The organism is Flavobacterium sp., assembly GCF_040402895.1.
Lineage (GTDB): Bacteria > Bacteroidota > Bacteroidia > Flavobacteriales > Flavobacteriaceae > Flavobacterium.
In genome coordinates, this window is the sequence record NZ_JBBALR010000001.1 from 212,798 (window position 1) to 229,825 (window position 17,028).

Sequence of the window (17,028 nt, forward strand, 5' to 3'; positions counted from 1 at the left end):
AATATGGATTACAAATATATATTTTATTTTTTAATCTGATTGGTATTTGTATTAAAAAATACGACTAATAAAAGACGTGTTTTTTTAATTATTTTTTAAATTGACTACTTCTTGATCGGTTAAAACTCTCCAATTTCCTCTTGGTAAATTCTTTTTAGTTAATCCAGCAAATACTACTCGATCTAATTTTATAACATTATATTTTAAATGTTCAAAAATATTTCGAACTACTTTAACATTAGATGTTTTCATTTTTACACCAATTTCACTTTTAGCTTCTCCATCAATATAAGAAACTTCTTCAACATATACTTTATGTCCTTCAATAGTAATTCCGCTTTGAATTTTTTCTAAATCTTCGTATTTTAAATTCTTATCTAAAGAAACTTGATAAATTTTGGAAGAACGTTGATTTGGTGTAGTAAATTTTCTAACCATATCTGGATCATTTGTAAACAATAATAAACCTGTTGTAGTTTTATCCATTCTTCCGACAGGTTCTAATCTTACATTTGATGGTGATTTGATTAACTGCAACACGTTATTTGCGCCTTGGTCATTTTTCTCGGTTGAAAAATTCTTAGGTTTGTTTAAAAGAATGTATTCTTTTTTTTCTGGTGTAATATTCACGCCGTCAAAATTAACCACATCGGTTAGCTTCACTTTGTGTCCCATTTCTGTAACTACTTCACCGTTTACTTTCACGTTTCCACTTTGAATATAAATGTCCGCATCTCTGCGACTACAAACTCCTGAATTGGCTACATATTTATTTAATCTGATTTCCTCTTTATCAGATTTTATTTTAACCACTTGTGGTTTTGGCTTGTCTGTTCTATTGAACTTTGGAGCAGGTTTGTTTTCTGAAGAAAAAGATTTACCTGATTCGTTTTTCTTAAAATCTGGTTTTTTACTTTCCGAAACTTTACCGCTTCTTTTGGCTCCTGACGATTTTCTCATGCTTTTATTTTTTTGCAAAGATAGTCAATTTAAGTGAGAAGCAAGAAATTGGAAGTAGGAAGCCTATATGCTATGGAATTAATAGTAATTTTTGACCGTTCTCGATCACATCTGGCTTAATTAAAACAATACAAATCACACCCGCTAATAAAATTATTTTTAGTAAAAAATGAAGTTTAATATAAGCTACTTTTCCTTCCGATTTCCATAATTTCATTACAAAAATTAGCAGTAAAATATAACTCGCGTAAAAATAAATATCCATATAACCTACATCGAACACATTGATAAGGAAATATACAGGAACGATTGTACACAATAACAATAATGAAATGATTTTTTTAGCAAAATTTTCCCCAAAATTGACGGGTAGGGTTTGATAATTATTCGATAAATCACCTTCAATGTTTTCTAAATCTTTAATCATTTCACGAATTAATATAATTAGATATAAAAATGTAGCATGTGCAAAAATTACTTGATAAAAATTTTTGAAATACATTAAAATCCCAAAAAAGGGCAAAACAGCCAATAAAGAAGCGGAAATATTTCCAATGAATAGTATTTTTTTTAGCTTGTGCGAATACAACCAAATGATAAAAATATATACAGAAAAAAACAAAGCCGCTCGCCAAGAAACAATAAAACCAAATAAAGCGGAAAAGAAATTCAAAGTAAAATAAACTTGAAGTTGTGTTTTCTGACTTACCAATCTGTCTAAATAAGATTTTTTAGGACGATTGATAATATCCTTTTTAGCATCGTAAAAATTATTAATAATGTAACCAGAAGCAATAGCAAAAATAGACGCCATTACTAAAAGAAATAATCTCCAATCTAAAATAACATCTAATGCTCTTCTTTCTGGCGCTAAGATGTAAATGGCAGATAAATATTGTGCTAGTGCGATTACAAAAACATTGTACCCACGAACCACAGAAAAGAAACTGAAGACTTTGGTTAGTACTAATTTAGAATTGCGACTTAGCATTTTTTGTGGTGAATGTTTGGGGTATTGGGTTTTGAGTTAGGTCGAAAAAATAATCGTTCCTTTTCCAATTTCCCTTTACCTTTGAGCTATTTAAAACTGATAAACCATTTCTAATTTATAATCTTTTAAAGACTTTTTAGCTTTTTCGAAATCTTGTGTGAAACCTAAAATATAACCGCCACCACCAGAACCACACAATTTTAAATAATAATCGTTGGTTTCAATTCCGTTTTGCCATATTTGGTGAAATTGTTCCGGAATCATAGGTTTGAAATTACTTAAAACTACTTTAGATAATTCTTTTGTGTTTTTAAATAACGATTTCATGTCGCCTTGTAAGAAGTTTTCCACACAAGAATCGGTATATTTTATAAACTGAGATTTTAGCATTTTTCTAAAACCTTGGTCTTTTAAATTTTCCATAAAAATATTTACCATTGGAGCCGTTTCTCCAACAATTCCTGAATCTAACAAGAAAACAGCGCCTTTCCCAGTTGCTGATTGGCTTGGAATTCCAGCGGCTTCAATATTGTCTTTTGAATTGATAAGAATCGGTAAACTTAAATAACTATTTAATGGATCTAAACCAGAACTTTTTCCGTGGAAAAACGATTCCATATTAGAAAAAATGGCTTTTAATTGTAATAATTTTTCTCTAGTTAAGTTTTCTAAAACGGTAATTTTATTCGCAGCGTATTTATCATAGATAGCAGCTACTAAAGCGCCACTACTTCCTACTCCATATCCTTGTGGAATACTAGAGTCAAAATACATACCGTTGTTTACATCGTTTTGTAACAACTCCAAATTAAACGACACTAAATCTGGTTGTTCCGTTTGCAATTGCTTTAAATAAGCAACGAATTTTACTAAACTTTGATTTGATTTTTTGGCTTCATCTGTCGGGTTTTCATCCGACTTCAATGCGCCATTATAAAAATTATATGGTATAGAAAGTCCTTTAGAATCTTGAATAATTCCATATTCTCCGAAAAGTAATATTTTTGAGTAAAAAAGTGGTCCTTTCATAATTAAGTGTTCAGATATTTGAGTAAAGATATAAAATTATTTCAAATCTTGTGCACCATTTCCAATTTCATCGCAAATATAGTGACCATTTTGACAATAGCCAACTAATTCGTCCTGAATAAATTGCAATACTTTTTGTTTTACATACTCAGGATACAAAACGTGTACATTGGCTCCTGCGTCCAAGGTAAAACAAACCGGTGTTTGTGTATAGCTTCTGAACTTCCAAATGGCATTAATAATTTCTAATGTATTTGGTTTCATTAATATAAAATAAGGCATCGACGTCATCATCATAGCGTGTAAAGTCAGTGCTTCACTTTCCACCAAACTCATAAATTCAGTTATATTTCCAGTTTCTAATAACGTAACAATTTTAGCAATATTGTCATGTGCTTGGTCAAAACGCTGATTAGCAAATGGATGGTTGTGCATTAAATTATGCCCAACGGTACTCGAAACTTGTTTTTCGCCTTTATCAACTAACAAAATCGTATCTTGAAAATTATGAAAATTAGGATGTATATTTTCAAACGCTACCCCAAATAAGTCGGAGCTATTTTTTATGGTTTCGTTTTTTCCCCAAGACACCACGTTTCCAATTATACTTCTACAAGCACTACCTGAACCTAAACGGGCTAGAAAAGAAGCTTTTGCATAAAAATAATCTTCGGAAATTTCAGGTTTTAATACTTTTTCTAAACTCATAATATTCATGGCAAGCGCTGCCATTCCGGAAGCAGAAGACGCTATTCCTGAACTATGCGGAAAGGTGTTTTGGGTATCAATAGTAAAATGATACTCTTTTAAATAAGGGCAATATTTATAAATTCTTTCAAAGAACTTTTGAATTTTAGGTTTAAAATCTTCTTTTGGCTTTCCTTCAAATAACAAATCGAATGAAAAATTATCCTTTTCAACTTTAGAGGAAATAGAAACCGATGTAATGGTTTTGCAATTTTTAAGCGTAAAACTAATGGATGGATTAGCAGGAATTTGATCCCCGTTTTCTTTTTTGCCCCAATATTTCACCAAAGCAATATTACTTGGCGCACTCCACGAAAAAGATGCCGCTTCTATTGAACTATAATTTGAAATAATGAAGTCTAAATCAGAATACATATAAATTATTTTTCACAAAGATATAAAAGGAAGTGAAAACTTAGTTGTCAGATGTCAGAAGTTTTAAATATCTTTGATTAAAATTCCCAAGATGAAAAAGTATTTAAGAATATTGTATTGCGTAATTATTTGTTTGACTGTTGGTTTTTTCTCAGGAAAAATCACACAATCGTCTATAACCACTTGGTATCCCACTCTTATAAAACCAGTGTTTAATCCACCAAATTGGATTTTTGCTCCCGTTTGGACTTTGTTATATATTTTTATGGGAATTGCTGCAGGATTAGTTTGGAATGAAATTGAAAACAAACAAAAAGAAGTTAAAGTAGCGTTGCAATATTTTATTTTTCAATTGGGGTTAAATGCGTTATGGTCTTACCTGTTTTTTGGGTTGCAAAATTTACTGTTAGCTTCCATAGAAGTGGTTTTATTATTGTTGGTTTTGATTGAATGCTACAAATTATTCAAACCCATTCATCCTACGGCAGCAAAATTATTTATACCCTATATTGCTTGGGTTAGTTTTGCCTCGCTTTTAACGTTAAGTATTTTTTATTTAAATTAAATGTTCTCGGCAACTATAAAACCGCTTGTCCAGGCATTTTGAAAATTGAAACCACCCGTTATAGCATCAATATTTACCACTTCGCCAGCAAAATAGACCTTTGGTAAAATTTTGCTTTGCATGGTTTTAAAATTAATTTCTTTTAAATCGATGCCGCCAGCGGTTACAAATTCTTCTTTAAACGTGCTTTTCCCGTTAACCTGAAATTCAGCTTGGGTTAACTGATTGGCCAAACTATTTATCTGCTTATTCGTTACCTCAGCCCACTTATAATCTAAAGCAATATCGGAAGCAGTTACGATATTTTCCCACAATCGTTTTGGGAAATCGAACGGACAAAATTTACCAATTAGTTTTTTATTATGTTCTTCCTTTATTTCCTTTAATTGTTCGATGGCTTCCTCAAAAGTCACCTCATCTAACCAATTGACAAGCAAGGCAAAACAGTATTTTTTATCAAATAACTCTCTTGCACCCCATGCGGAAAGTCTTAAAATTCCAGGTCCTGAAAGTCCCCAATGCGTTATCAATAATGGGCCTGAAGCCGCTAATTTAGAATTTTTTATTTTGATACTGGCTTGCGCCGAAAGTCCCATTAAATCTTTAATTCTTTTATCGGTAATATTAAATGTAAATAACGAAGGAACGGGTTCGACAATTTGATGTCCCATTTGATGCATCATTTCCCAAATTTTAGGATTGCTTCCAGTGGCGACTACAATTTTATCAGCAACAAAAACATCGTGTTGGGTCTCCATTTTCCATTGTTCGTCCTTGTTAAAATATAACGATTGCACACTTTGTGAAGTAAAAACTTTGATGCCAAATTTCTTTACTTCTTTTTCAAAACAATCAATTATCGTTTGAGAATCATCTGTAATTGGAAACATTCTTCCGTCTTCTTCAATTTTCAATTTGATGTCTCTTTTCTCGAACCAATCAATCGTATCGCCAGAACAAAATTGTGAAAAAGGGCCTTTTAATTCTCTTTCGCCACGCGGATAAAATTTGACTAAATCGTTCGGTACAAAACACGCGTGCGTGACATTACAACGCCCACCACCAGAAATTTTAACCTTAGTTAGGCATTCTTTTCCTCTTTCGAGGATGGCCACAAGAAGTTGCGGATGTTTCTCTGCAATATTAATAGCTGCAAAGAAACCGGCTGCGCCACCGCCTATAATTATGATGTTGAATTGTTGCATTTGAAGTTTTCCTTTATTTTACTATTTAAGGTAAGAATAATTACTGGTTAGTTTTTATTTAAGACCTGACAGGTTTTTGAAACCTGTCAGGTCTTAAATTATTTATAAAGCATTTTTAACGCTTTTTCTGAAGTTTCAGATTCAATATCTTTAAAAAAATCAGACATTTTATAATCTAATCTCCATTTTGATTTTAATTGTTCTTTCTTAGTTTTAGATTCAGCATCATTAACAATATGAAGTAAAATAAATTTCATCTGATCCAAATCATTTTCACTTTTAAAAGAATAACTCTTACTTAATTTATAAAATTTCAAACTTTTTTTTAAACACAGATTTGAATATTCAATTTCATTAAGTTTTCTTGTTATAACTCCTTTTAACATCCAAAATTCAGCATTAAGGGAATCGTTTTTTAGTTCTTTATTAATTTCAGCTTTTGCTTCTATAAATTTATCAGCATAAAAAAACAAACCTGCTTTTCTACTATGAAGATATTTGTAATTTGGCTCAATTTTTTCAATTTTATTTAAAGCATTTATAGCTTCTTCAAACTTATCATTTGAAGCAAATTCCTGTGATTTTTTACTCAATTCTAAAATTTGATTTTCTGTATCAGATTTACATCCAAAAATTGAAATAAAAATCACTAAACCTAAAATTTTTCTCATACTAAAATTGATTAATAGACGCATCTGATTTTTTTTCAACAAGATCTAACAAGTTTTTGAAACCTGTCAGGTCTGAAATTAATTTTTTAAATTGGCTAAAAGCCATAACTTTTTTAACGTTATAATTTATTCCGTGCTTAAGCTCCTAATTAGTACACTAAAAATGAGAAAAATAAATTTTTCATACTCTTAAAATTTAAAACGAGGTTAAAAGTAGCACTTTTTTGAAAAAATATAACTATTTTCACGGTCTAAAATAAAAATGAAAAATGAAAAACAATAAACTCTTTATACTAATTATCATTTCGCTTATTATTGGAGTTGGGTTAGGTGGAATTGTGCATTATCAGTTTCCTGAAGCTATTGACACCTTCTCAAAAAATATAAAATTACTTGGAACTATTTTCATTCGATTGGTTCAAATGATTATTGCACCATTAGTTTTTTCTACTTTAGTGGTTGGAATTGCCAAAATGGGCGACATGAAAATGGTAGGACGAGTAGGCGGAAAAGCAATGGCTTGGTTTATTTCTGCTTCCTTAATTTCCTTGTTGTTAGGAATGGTTTTAGTGAATTTTTTCGAACCTGGAAAAGGCACCACAATTAAATTAGATGACGCTTCAAGTGCTTCTGAATTGTTAGAAAACTCAAAAGGATTTTCATTAGAAGAATTTGTAAAACATGTTATTCCAAAAAGTTTATTTGAAGCTTTAGCTACTAACGAAATCTTACAAATAGTAATCTTTTCTATTTTATTTGGTGTGGCTTTAGCGGCATTTAGCAAGAAAGAAGCAAAACCCATTCTTAAATTATTAGACTCGGTTTCGCATGTGATTTTAAAAATGGTTACTTTTATTATGTGGACGGCTCCGTTAGGTGTTTTAGGTGCTGTTGCAAGTGCGATTGCAAAACACGGTTTCGAAGTATTTACACTTTACGCCAAATATTTAGGAGCATTTTTAATTGGAATACTTTTGCTTTGGTTAATCCTTTTAACCGTTGGTTATATCATCTTAGGAAAGCGTTTATTTGTATTGCTACAACGAATCAAAAGTCCATTATTAATTGCCTTTTCTACTACAAGTTCAGAAGCTGTTTTTCCAAAAATGGTAGAAGAATTAGAACGTTTTGGGTGCCAACCTAAAATTGTGTCCTTCACTTTGCCGCTGGGGTATTCTTTTAACCTTGACGGAAGTATGATGTACATGACATTTGCCAGTATTTTTATTGCGCAAGTATATGGTATAGAAATGAGTTTACCGGAACAACTTACCATGCTTTTAGTGTTGATGCTAACAAGTAAGGGTGTTGCCGGTGTGCCAAGAGCTTCGTTAATTGTAGTAGTGGCCACTTGCGCCATGTTTGGTATTCCACCAGAAGGAATTGCTTTAATTTTACCAATTGACCATTTTTGCGATATGGCCAGAAGTATGACCAATGTATTAGGAAACGCACTTTCTACAGCTGCAATTGACAAATGGGAATCTAAACACGAAACCACACAAGAAATCGAGAGTTAATATTAATTCTTGCTAAAAAAATAAAATTGAAACCCATGAAATTCATCATAGACCTACTTGAAAAATTAAAATTAAACGTAGTATTACAAGCCCAAGAAATTGATAAGGAATTTACATGGACCCAGCTTTTTAATCCCGAATTTTACATTAACCTAGAATTAGGTGGTGTTCCTATTGGAATTTACGTGGTTTTATTTATTGTGTTTGCAGAAACCGGTTTGTTTATAGGGTTTTTTCTTCCCGGTGATAGTTTGTTGTTTTTATCAGGAATTTATTGTGAAGCATTGGCACTACCTTTAACTTTTTTACCTCAAGGTTATTCACCAGTTTTTGTGATTGCAACATTAATTGCACTTTCTGGAATAATTGGTAACATTTTTGGTTATTGGTTTGGATCTGTATACGGGAAAAATTTATATCAAAAAAAGGATGGCTTTTTCTTTAAGAGAAAATACCTAGACCACTCCGAAAGTTTCTTTCAAAAGCATGGTGGCGTTGCAATAGTTTTTGCAAGATTTTTACCCATTGTAAGAACTTTTGTCCCTATTATTGCTGGAATTGTACATATGAAAAAAAGCAAATTCATGTTGTATAATATCATAAGTTCTATTTTATGGTCGTTTATATTGGTGTACGCAGGCCATTATTTATATGGCTTATTTTTAGAAAAATTTGATATTGATTTAAAACATCACATCGAAAAAATCATACTAATTTTAGTGGCTGTAACTACATTTCCTTTAGTAATGAAAGCTATTAAAGCTAGAAAATTAGGAAAAACAGATGGGTCAGGTGATGCGTAGTTTCACCTAAAAAAATATTATGAAACTGAGCTATTGGGAAATAAAAAATTGGTTCTCCAACGTGGATTTTACCATAGTAGGTAGCGGAATTGTAGGGTTACATACCGCGATTCGGTTAAGAGAACGGTTTCCAAAAGCCAAAATTATACTTTTAGAAAAAGGGGCTTTGCCACAAGGCGCCAGTACCAAAAACGCAGGTTTTGCTTGTTTTGGAAGTGTTTCCGAAATTATTGACGATTTAAAAACACATACTGAGCAAGAAGTTATCCAACTAATTCAAAAAAGATATGCTGGGTTGCAACTGCTTCGTAATAACTTAGGTGATGCAGCCATTGACTATCAACCTTTAGGCGGTTACGAATTGTTTCTGAAAGAAGACGAAGCGTTTTATAATGATTGTGTCTCCAAAATTCCTTTTATAAACGACATTGTTCGTCCCTTATTCAAATCAGATGTGTATGCGAAGGTAAACGATTCTTTTAAGTTTAAAAACACGTTTGAGCATTTGATTTTTAATGCTTTTGAAGGTCAAATTGACACAGGAAATATGATGCAAGCCTTATTAAAAAAAGCAGCATTACACGATATTTTAATTCTAAACCATCAAACGGTCTCTGATTATCAAGAAACAAATGATAATGTGGAGGTGGTAACCAATGAGGTCACTTTTAAAACCAAAAAACTGATTTTCACTACAAATGGTTTTGCTTCAGAATTAACCAAAAACGAAGTCAAACCGGCAAGAGCACAAGTTTTAATTACAAAACCAATTGAGAATTTACACATCAAAGGTACTTTTCATTTAGACCAAGGCTATTATTACTTCCGAAATATAAACAATAGAGTGCTTTTTGGTGGTGGTAGAAACTTAGATTTTGAAGGAGAAACCACTACTTCGCTAGAAACTACTGAAAAAATTCAAAATCGCTTGGAAGATTTGTTAAAAAATGTAATTTTGCCGGATACCCCTTTTGAAATTGAGCATAGTTGGAGTGGTATTATGGGTATCGGAAATTCTAAAAACCCAATTGTAAAACAACTAAGCAACCATATCTATTGCGGCGTTAGAATGGGCGGAATGGGCGTGGCTATAGGAAGTTTAATTGGAAAAGAAGTAGCAGATTTAGTATAAAATGGCAGCAATAAAAGCAACAATAAAACCAAAAAGCACTGGAAAGAAAGGATTTTTCAGTCATATAATGCGTTTCTTTTGGAAACTAATTATTTGGTTCAATATTATTAGTTTGTTTTTTGTAGTACTTTATAAATTTGTGCCCGTGCCTTACACGCCACTTATGGTAATTAGGTATTTTGAAAATAAATCTGCAGGGAAAAACATTGAAACCAAACACCATTGGGTACCCATAGAAGACATTTCTAAAAACCTACAAAAAGCGGTTATTGCCAGTGAAGATGGCAGATTTTTTGAACACAATGGTTTGGATTTTTCTGCAATGCGAAAAGCCGCAGTAGGAAATTTTAAAGGTAAAAAACTTAAAGGCGGAAGTACTATTACACAACAAACTGCAAAAAATGTATTTCTTTGGCAAGGAAGAAGTTATTTCCGAAAAGCATTAGAAGCCTATTATACCGTATTAATTGAATTAGTTTGGGGCAAGCAACGCATACTAGAAGTCTACCTAAACAGTATTGAAATGGGCGATGGTATTTATGGCGCTGAAGCCGCTACGCAACATTGGTACAAAAGAGACTGTAAAAGTTTAACACGAATGCAAGCCGCTGGAATTGCCGCAATTTTACCAAATCCAAGAAGATTTAGTCCAAATGGTTCTGCATACATTAGCCGAAAACAAAGCAAAATTGCCCGCTATATTTTAATGACAAAATTAAAATATTAATAAAAAACTAATATGAAAATAGTCTTAATAACTGGTGCTGGTGGAGGAATTGGCAAACAAACTGCATTATATTTCGCTAAAAATAACTGGACCGTTATTGCTGCATTACATCATTCTTCTGAAGGCGAAGATTTTAAAGATATTACTACTATTTTTTGTTATGAAATGGATGTAACATCTACTGAAAGCATTGCATCGGCTACTAAAATTATTTTGGATAATCATCCTAAAATTGATACGATTATTAATAATGCTGGAATGGGCTACAGAAGTTTTGTAGAACTATCAGAAGACAAAAAAATTGATACAATAGTAAATGTAAATTGGCTTGGGGTGGTTAAAGTATGTAGGGCATTTATTCCAACATTCAGACAACAAAAATATGGGCAATTTATCAATATTACTTCTGTTGCTGGATTGGTAAATTTGCCTCTTGGAAACTTTTATCATTCGACCAAACAAGCCGTAGAAAGTTTTTCTGAATGTATGGCCTATGAACTGGTAGATTTTAATATAAGTGTAGCGACTGTGCAATTTGGAAATGCGCCCACATCATTTCAAAAGAATGTAACCAAATGCGCGCCAACAGAAATTTTTTCTTATAATAAATTAATGGATAAAATTTCGAAATTGCTTTTGGCTAAATCAGGCAAAAACGAAGAGTTACCACAACAAATTGTTGAAAAATTATTTAAAATTGCCGAAAAACCAAATAAAAATTTTAGAAGATATACCATAGGTTTTGATGCCAATATCATGCGAATTTTAAGACGTGTATTGGGCTACAAACTATTTAACTATATCATTAGAAAATTTACTTTAAATAACTAAAAAAGCGATTTTCAAAACTAAAAATCGCCTTTTTAATATTTTTATTACAAGTAATATTTTACAAGTTTTTTGTGCATTATACCAATTTATTCGCCACTAAATATTCGGCTATTTGTACGGTATTTGTTGCGGCACCTTTTCGTAAATTATCAGCAACAATCCACATATTCAATGTGTTTGGTTGGCTTTCATCTCTACGAATACGTCCTACAAAAACATCATCTTTACCTTCTGCGTAAAACGGCATTGGATACGTAAACGTATCTAAATTATCTTGAACTGTAATTCCTGGTGTGTTGTGTAAAAGGGTACGAACTTCGTTTACATCAAAATCTGAATAAAATTCCACATTAACCGCTTCACTATGTCCACCAACTACTGGAATTCTTACCGCAGTAGCCGTAACGCCAATGGTTTTATCGTTTAAGATTTTTTGCGTTTCACGAACCAATTTCATTTCTTCTTTCGTGTAATCGTTTTCTTCAAACAAATCACATTGAGGAATCGCATTTCTATGAATTTGGTATTTATAAGCCATTTCGCCTTTAATACCAACATATTCGTTTTCTAATTGTTGTACACCTTTTACTCCTGTTCCAGTAATAGATTGGTACGTAGAAACGATAATACGTTTAATTTTATATTTTTTGTGCAATGGCGCTAAAGCCATAACTAATTGAATCGTAGAACAATTTGCGTTTGGAATAATCTTGTCATCAGCTGTTAAGATATCCGCATTTATTTCAGGTACGACCAATTTCTTAGTTTCATCCATTCTCCAAGCCGAAGAATTATCAATAACTGTTGTTCCAGCAGCAGCAAATTTTGGTGCCCAAGCTAGAGAAGTTTCTCCACCAGCAGAAAACAACGCAATATCCGCTTTCCTATCTACTGCGGTTTGTAAACTTACAACTTTATATGTTTTTCCGTTAAATTCAATTTCTTTGCCAACAGATTTTTCTGAGGCAACAGGAATTAATTCTGTAACTGGAAAATTTCTCTCTTTTAATATTTGAAGCATTACTTCTCCCACCATTCCAGTGGCTCCAACAACGGCTACTTTCATTTGTTTATTTATTATTTTTAACTAGGCAAAAGTATAAAACTTATTGCAAATAATTTTTATATAAAAAATTAATAATCATAAAAAAAACTGCCCGTAGGCAGTTTTTAAAAATTTTATTTCACTAACGAATCCAATAACGATACTAATTCTGGTGACGAAGGTCTTGGTGCATCTGCATTTACAATTTTTCCTTCTGGGCTAATGATAATAAATCTTGGAATTCCATTGATTTTATACCCTTGTACAAAATCTGATTTCCAATCTTTATCCGCTAATAATTGAATACCTCCTAAGTTTTTTTCGGTAACAAATTTGCTCCATTTGTCGTGATTTTTTTGCTCATCTACTGAAATGCTTACAAATTCGATATTTTTTCCATGATAAGCTGCTTCTGTTTTTTGTAAAAAAGGAATTTCTTGACGACAAGGTCCGCACCAAGTTGCCCACACATCTACATAAACATATTTTCCTTTTAAATCTTCTAAAGATGTAACACCACCTTTGTGATTTTCATATTTAAAAGTTGGTGAAGCCGTTCCGTTTAATTTTTTTAATTCAAAACTTGCCGAAAGATAATCAATCATACCTTTCATACCCATTTCAACATCCGATTTGTATTTGGCCACAAAATTAGGGTCTAAATCTTTAGGTAATGCGGCATAAATTGTCTCTTTATATTTGGCTACTTCTGTATTTAAAATTTCTAAATTTTCCGCTTTCATTATAGGTTCAATTGCGGATTGATCTGCTTGCTTTAGCATTTCAGCTGCTAAAAACATATTTTCTTTTGCGCCTTTTCCTTTAAAAGAAATGGTATTATCAAAATCTTTATAATCTAAAGAAACTTGTATATCTGTAGAATTAGTTAAATATAAATCTGCATATTGCTCAGCAACTTCAAGTTTAAACATACCGTCTGTTACTTTGAAAGTTGCATTAAAATCACCTTTTTTATCTGCCACAATCATTTGACTAAAACCTCTAGATTTTACAAAAATGGTATCTGCAGGTTTGTTTGCAATTTTAGCTGAAAATTTAACTTGAGCACTGGCTGTTATAGAAAAAACAGCTGCTACTACGCCTAATAAAAATGTTTTGTGGTTTGTCATTTTGAATATTTTAATTTATAAAATGTAAATATAACAGAATTAAAAAAATAAATTACAAAAATTGTAAAGATTATTAATTGTTAAACTAAAATAAAATTTAAAATTATTATACTTTTGCACCCGAGACCTTGGTCGAATTGTATGAAATAAAAAAACAAATAACAATGTATAGAAGTCATAATTGTGGTGAACTTAACGCTACACACATTAATCAAGAAGTTACCTTAGCGGGTTGGGTTCAAAAAACACGTGATAAAGGTTTTATGATATGGATTGATTTGCGTGATAGATATGGAATTACGCAATTAATTTTAGACGAAACCAGAACGAATAAAGCCATTTTTGAAGCTGCAAAATCATTAGGCCGAGAATTTGTGATTCAGGTAAAAGGAACGGTAATCGAACGAGAATCAAAAAATAACAATATTCCAACGGGTGACATTGAAATTTTAGTTTCTGAAATGACTATCTTGAATGAATCATTAACACCCCCGTTTACAATTGAAGACGAAACAGACGGTGGAGAAGATATCCGAATGAAATACCGTTATTTAGATATTCGTAGAAATCCTGTAAAAAACAGCTTACTATTTCGTCATAAAGTGGCGCAAGAAGTAAGAAATTATTTATCTAATCAAGGATTTTGCGAAGTAGAAACACCCTATTTAATAAAATCTACTCCTGAAGGCGCACGTGATTTCGTAGTGCCAAGTAGAATGAATGAAGGGCAATTTTACGCACTGCCACAATCGCCACAAACCTTCAAGCAGTTATTGATGGTGGGCGGAATGGATAAGTATTTTCAAATTGTAAAATGCTTCCGTGATGAAGATTTACGAGCAGATAGACAACCTGAATTTACACAAATTGATTGCGAAATGGCATTCGTGGAACAAGAAGACATTTTAAATCAGTTTGAAGGATTAACACGTCATTTACTTAAGGAAGTTAAAGGTGTTGAAATAGATAAATTCCCTCGTATTACATACGATTATGCTATGAAAACATACGGAAATGACAAACCAGATATTCGTTTTGGAATGGAATTTGGCGAGTTAAACGAAGTAACCAAACATAAAGATTTCCCTGTATTTAATGCTGCAGAATTTGTAGTTGGTATTGCAGCTCCTGGTTGTGCGGCTTATACCCGAAAAGAAATCGATGCCATAATTGATTGGGTAAAACGTCCTCAAATTGGTGCAACTGGAATGATTTATTGTAAATATGAATTAGACGGAAGCTTAAAATCATCTGTAGACAAGTTTTTTGATCAAGAAGATCTAAAAAAATGGGCTGAAATTACTGGAGCGAAACCTGGAGATATGATTTTTGTTTTATGTGGAAATACCGATAAAACCAGAACGCAGCTTTCTGCATTACGAATGGAATTAGCTACTAGATTAGGTTTAAGAAATCCAGATGAATTTGCCCCACTTTGGGTATTAGATTTTCCGTTATTAGAATGGGATGAAGAAAGCGAAAGATATCATGCGATGCACCATCCATTTACTTCTCCAAAACCAGAAGATATGCACTTAATTACAACCGAACCAGGTAAAATTAGAGCTAATGCGTATGATATGGTTTTAAACGGAAACGAAATTGGTGGAGGCTCTATTCGTATCCATGATAGAAATTTACAAGAACGAATGTTTGAATTATTAGGATTTACTAAAGAAGAAGCTGAAAACCAATTTGGATTTCTAATGAACGCCTTTCAATTTGGTGCGCCTCCACACGGCGGCTTGGCTTTTGGATTAGATAGATTGGTAGCTATACTTGGTGGTCAAGAAACTATTAGAGATTTTATTGCTTTTCCGAAAAATAATTCTGGAAGGGATGTAATGATTGATGCGCCGTCATTAATTGATACTGCTCAATTGGAAGAATTGCATATTAAATTAAATATTTCAAAATAAAACCATAATTTTCTTGCTTGTGTGAAATAAATTTATATATTTGCTCATTATTAATAATTAAATACGCATATAATGCAAACAGGAACAGTAAAATTCTTCAATGAAACTAAAGGTTTTGGTTTCATCACTAACGAAGATACAGGTAAGGACATTTTTGTTCACGCTACAGGAATCAAGGTTGAAAACTTAAACGAAGGAGACCGTGTTAGTTATGAAGAAGAAGAAGGAAGAAAAGGAATTGTAGCAACAAACGTTGTAATATTAAACGATTAATTTATTACCCTCTAAAAACGCTCCCGAAAACGGAGCGTTTTTTTTATGTTTATTTTTTTTATTTAGAACGATTATAAATACATTCTTTTTAAGAAAATTACTATTCTTAATGTAGTTTAAATTTTGATAATACCTCAATACAAATTAATTTTGTGGCTATTTTCAAAACAACATTAAAATGCAAAATTCTCAAATTGATTTTATACCAATTCTAATGCAAGTACTTCTTGCGGTAGGATTTGTTGCTTTAACAATTTTTGGTTCCAGCTTACTAGGTCCTAAAAGATCCTCTGCTAACAAAGATAAGAGTTTCGAATGCGGAATTGAATCTGTTGGAAACGCACGTATTCCATTTTCTGTAAAATATTTCTTAGTCGCTATTTTGTTCGTCCTTTTTGATGTGGAAGTAATTTTTATGTATCCTTGGGCGGTAAATTTTAAAGAAATGGGGGCAGAAGGATTAATTAAGATGGGTATTTTCATGGTTTTATTATTAATTGGATTCTTCTATGTAATAAAGAAGAAAGCATTAGTTTGGGAATAACAATATAAAGTATGGAAAAGAATAAAGTAAATATGGTTGCTGCTCCAGAAGGACATGTTGGAGAAGGATTCTTCGCAACAAAATTAGACCAAGTAGTTGGTTTGGCTCGTGCCAATTCATTATGGCCATTACCATTTGCTACTTCATGTTGTGGTATCGAATTTATGGCAACAATGGCGTCGCATTATGATTTGGCTCGTTTTGGTTCCGAACGTGTGAGTTTTTCACCTCGTCAGGCAGATATGCTTCTTGTTATGGGAACCATTTCTAAAAAAATGGCACCCATTTTACGTCAAGTTTACGAACAAATGTCTGAACCTCGTTGGGTAATTGCTGTCGGAGCTTGCGCTTCATCAGGTGGTATTTTTGACACCTATTCTGTTTTACAAGGTATTGACAAAGTAATTCCTGTAGACGTTTATGTGCCCGGTTGCCCTCCACGTCCAGAACAAATAGTAGACGGTGTAATGCAACTACAAGAATTAGTAAAAAGTGAATCTCAAAGAAGAAGACATTCTGCAGAATATAAAGAATTGTTAGCTTCCTATAACATAGAATAAT

The 17,028-nt window shown here is 32.2% G+C and carries 18 protein-coding genes; 10 read left to right on the forward strand and 8 right to left on the reverse strand.

The features are described from left to right. Positions 1-84 precede the first annotated feature (84 nt). The 4 genes from ABWP60_RS01065 to mvaD form a co-directional block, all read right to left on the reverse strand. Positions 85-960: a pseudouridine synthase gene (locus ABWP60_RS01065; RefSeq protein WP_353147267.1), complete on the reverse strand. Its 876-nt coding sequence runs from the start codon at positions 958-960 to the stop codon at positions 85-87. A 70-nt stretch (positions 961-1,030) separates the two neighbouring features. After that, positions 1,031-1,951, reverse strand: coding sequence for a geranylgeranylglycerol-phosphate geranylgeranyltransferase (locus ABWP60_RS01070; RefSeq protein ID WP_353147270.1), 921 nt, complete (start codon positions 1,949-1,951; stop codon positions 1,031-1,033). A 90-nt stretch (positions 1,952-2,041) separates the two neighbouring features. After that, positions 2,042-2,980, reverse strand: coding sequence for a mevalonate kinase family protein (locus tag ABWP60_RS01075; RefSeq protein WP_353147272.1), 939 nt, complete (start codon positions 2,978-2,980; stop codon positions 2,042-2,044). A 36-nt stretch (positions 2,981-3,016) separates the two neighbouring features. After that, on the reverse strand, positions 3,017-4,102 hold the full coding sequence (mvaD, locus tag ABWP60_RS01080) for a diphosphomevalonate decarboxylase (RefSeq protein ID WP_353147275.1): 1,086 nt from the start codon (positions 4,100-4,102) through the stop codon (positions 3,017-3,019). A 91-nt stretch (positions 4,103-4,193) separates the two neighbouring features. Between mvaD and ABWP60_RS01085 the strand changes: the two genes are divergently transcribed. Next, positions 4,194-4,667 (forward strand): TspO/MBR family protein, encoded by a 474-nt coding sequence (locus ABWP60_RS01085; RefSeq protein WP_353147278.1) that lies wholly within the window; start codon positions 4,194-4,196, stop codon positions 4,665-4,667. Here the strand turns inward: ABWP60_RS01085 and ABWP60_RS01090 are convergent. Further along, on the reverse strand, positions 4,664-5,872 hold the full coding sequence (locus ABWP60_RS01090; protein ID WP_353147281.1) for a BaiN/RdsA family NAD(P)/FAD-dependent oxidoreductase: 1,209 nt from the start codon (positions 5,870-5,872) through the stop codon (positions 4,664-4,666). The genes ABWP60_RS01085 and ABWP60_RS01090 overlap by 4 nt on opposite strands. A 98-nt stretch (positions 5,873-5,970) precedes the next feature. Continuing rightward, the gene (locus ABWP60_RS01095; protein WP_353147284.1) at positions 5,971-6,543 is read right to left on the reverse strand and encodes a tetratricopeptide repeat protein; all 573 of its coding nucleotides are present in this window, start codon (positions 6,541-6,543) and stop codon (positions 5,971-5,973) included. Between the two features lie 269 nt (positions 6,544-6,812). Here ABWP60_RS01095 and ABWP60_RS01100 point away from each other — a divergent pair, with 269 nt between their 5' ends. Genes ABWP60_RS01100 through ABWP60_RS01120 form a run of 5 tightly spaced genes read left to right on the forward strand, consistent with a single transcriptional unit; the run spans position 6,813 to position 11,556 of the window. Further along, positions 6,813-8,063: a dicarboxylate/amino acid:cation symporter gene (locus ABWP60_RS01100; RefSeq protein WP_353147286.1), complete on the forward strand. Its 1,251-nt coding sequence runs from the start codon at positions 6,813-6,815 to the stop codon at positions 8,061-8,063. A 35-nt stretch (positions 8,064-8,098) separates the two neighbouring features. Continuing rightward, positions 8,099-8,866, forward strand: coding sequence for a DedA family protein (locus ABWP60_RS01105; RefSeq protein ID WP_353147289.1), 768 nt, complete (start codon positions 8,099-8,101; stop codon positions 8,864-8,866). A gap of 19 nt (positions 8,867-8,885) precedes the next feature. Then, positions 8,886-9,998: an NAD(P)/FAD-dependent oxidoreductase gene (locus ABWP60_RS01110; protein WP_353147292.1), complete on the forward strand. Its 1,113-nt coding sequence runs from the start codon at positions 8,886-8,888 to the stop codon at positions 9,996-9,998. A 1-nt stretch (position 9,999) separates the two neighbouring features. Beyond that, complete coding sequence (mtgA, locus tag ABWP60_RS01115) at positions 10,000-10,725, forward strand: monofunctional biosynthetic peptidoglycan transglycosylase (RefSeq protein ID WP_502904799.1); 726 nt, start codon at positions 10,000-10,002, stop codon at positions 10,723-10,725. A gap of 12 nt (positions 10,726-10,737) precedes the next feature. After that, positions 10,738-11,556: an SDR family NAD(P)-dependent oxidoreductase gene (locus tag ABWP60_RS01120; protein WP_353147295.1), complete on the forward strand. Its 819-nt coding sequence runs from the start codon at positions 10,738-10,740 to the stop codon at positions 11,554-11,556. 76 nt (positions 11,557-11,632) lie between these two features. Here ABWP60_RS01120 and ABWP60_RS01125 read toward each other — a convergent pair whose 3' ends face one another. Continuing rightward, a complete protein-coding gene (locus ABWP60_RS01125; RefSeq protein ID WP_353147298.1) occupies positions 11,633-12,622 on the reverse strand; it encodes an aspartate-semialdehyde dehydrogenase in 990 nt (329 codons plus the stop codon). A 113-nt stretch (positions 12,623-12,735) separates the two neighbouring features. Further along, positions 12,736-13,731 carry a TlpA family protein disulfide reductase gene (locus ABWP60_RS01130; RefSeq protein WP_353147301.1) on the reverse strand — a complete coding sequence of 332 codons (996 nt, stop codon included), beginning with the start codon at positions 13,729-13,731 and terminating at the stop codon, positions 12,736-12,738. Positions 13,732-13,895: 164 nt separating this feature from the next. Here ABWP60_RS01130 and aspS point away from each other — a divergent pair, with 164 nt between their 5' ends. The 4 genes from aspS to ABWP60_RS01150 all read left to right on the forward strand — a co-directional run bounded on the left by aspS (position 13,896) and on the right by ABWP60_RS01150 (position 17,027). After that, complete coding sequence (gene aspS / locus ABWP60_RS01135; RefSeq protein ID WP_353147304.1) at positions 13,896-15,650, forward strand: aspartate--tRNA ligase; 1,755 nt, start codon at positions 13,896-13,898, stop codon at positions 15,648-15,650. A 72-nt stretch (positions 15,651-15,722) separates the two neighbouring features. Continuing rightward, entirely contained in the window at positions 15,723-15,923 is a 201-nt protein-coding gene (locus ABWP60_RS01140) for a cold-shock protein (protein ID WP_091310371.1), read from the forward strand. A gap of 178 nt (positions 15,924-16,101) precedes the next feature. Further along, on the forward strand, positions 16,102-16,467 hold the full coding sequence (locus tag ABWP60_RS01145) for an NADH-quinone oxidoreductase subunit A (protein WP_353147307.1): 366 nt from the start codon (positions 16,102-16,104) through the stop codon (positions 16,465-16,467). A gap of 11 nt (positions 16,468-16,478) precedes the next feature. Further along, on the forward strand, positions 16,479-17,027 hold the full coding sequence (locus ABWP60_RS01150) for an NADH-quinone oxidoreductase subunit B (RefSeq protein WP_353147309.1): 549 nt from the start codon (positions 16,479-16,481) through the stop codon (positions 17,025-17,027). Position 17,028: the final 1 nt, after the last annotated feature.

Bases quoted from the DNA above. Each gene is read 5' to 3' on its own strand.
- ABWP60_RS01065 (WP_353147267.1), bottom strand. From the start codon at position 960: ATGAGAAAATCGTCAGGAGCCAAAAGAAGCGGTAAAGTTTCGGAAAGT.
- ABWP60_RS01070 (WP_353147270.1), bottom strand. From the start codon at position 1,951: ATGCTAAGTCGCAATTCTAAATTAGTACTAACCAAAGTCTTCAGTTTC.
- ABWP60_RS01075 (WP_353147272.1), bottom strand. From the start codon at position 2,980: ATGAAAGGACCACTTTTTTACTCAAAAATATTACTTTTCGGAGAATAT.
- mvaD (WP_353147275.1), bottom strand. From the start codon at position 4,102: ATGTATTCTGATTTAGACTTCATTATTTCAAATTATAGTTCAATAGAA.
- ABWP60_RS01085 (WP_353147278.1), top strand. From the start codon at position 4,194: ATGAAAAAGTATTTAAGAATATTGTATTGCGTAATTATTTGTTTGACT.
- ABWP60_RS01090 (WP_353147281.1), bottom strand. From the start codon at position 5,872: ATGCAACAATTCAACATCATAATTATAGGCGGTGGCGCAGCCGGTTTC.
- ABWP60_RS01095 (WP_353147284.1), bottom strand. From the start codon at position 6,543: ATGAGAAAAATTTTAGGTTTAGTGATTTTTATTTCAATTTTTGGATGT.
- ABWP60_RS01100 (WP_353147286.1), top strand. From the start codon at position 6,813: ATGAAAAACAATAAACTCTTTATACTAATTATCATTTCGCTTATTATT.
- ABWP60_RS01105 (WP_353147289.1), top strand. From the start codon at position 8,099: ATGAAATTCATCATAGACCTACTTGAAAAATTAAAATTAAACGTAGTA.
- ABWP60_RS01110 (WP_353147292.1), top strand. From the start codon at position 8,886: ATGAAACTGAGCTATTGGGAAATAAAAAATTGGTTCTCCAACGTGGAT.
- mtgA (WP_502904799.1), top strand. From the start codon at position 10,000: ATGGCAGCAATAAAAGCAACAATAAAACCAAAAAGCACTGGAAAGAAA.
- ABWP60_RS01120 (WP_353147295.1), top strand. From the start codon at position 10,738: ATGAAAATAGTCTTAATAACTGGTGCTGGTGGAGGAATTGGCAAACAA.
- ABWP60_RS01125 (WP_353147298.1), bottom strand. From the start codon at position 12,622: ATGAAAGTAGCCGTTGTTGGAGCCACTGGAATGGTGGGAGAAGTAATG.
- ABWP60_RS01130 (WP_353147301.1), bottom strand. From the start codon at position 13,731: ATGACAAACCACAAAACATTTTTATTAGGCGTAGTAGCAGCTGTTTTT.
- aspS (WP_353147304.1), top strand. From the start codon at position 13,896: ATGTATAGAAGTCATAATTGTGGTGAACTTAACGCTACACACATTAAT.
- ABWP60_RS01140 (WP_091310371.1), top strand. From the start codon at position 15,723: ATGCAAACAGGAACAGTAAAATTCTTCAATGAAACTAAAGGTTTTGGT.
- ABWP60_RS01145 (WP_353147307.1), top strand. From the start codon at position 16,102: ATGCAAAATTCTCAAATTGATTTTATACCAATTCTAATGCAAGTACTT.
- ABWP60_RS01150 (WP_353147309.1), top strand. From the start codon at position 16,479: ATGGAAAAGAATAAAGTAAATATGGTTGCTGCTCCAGAAGGACATGTT.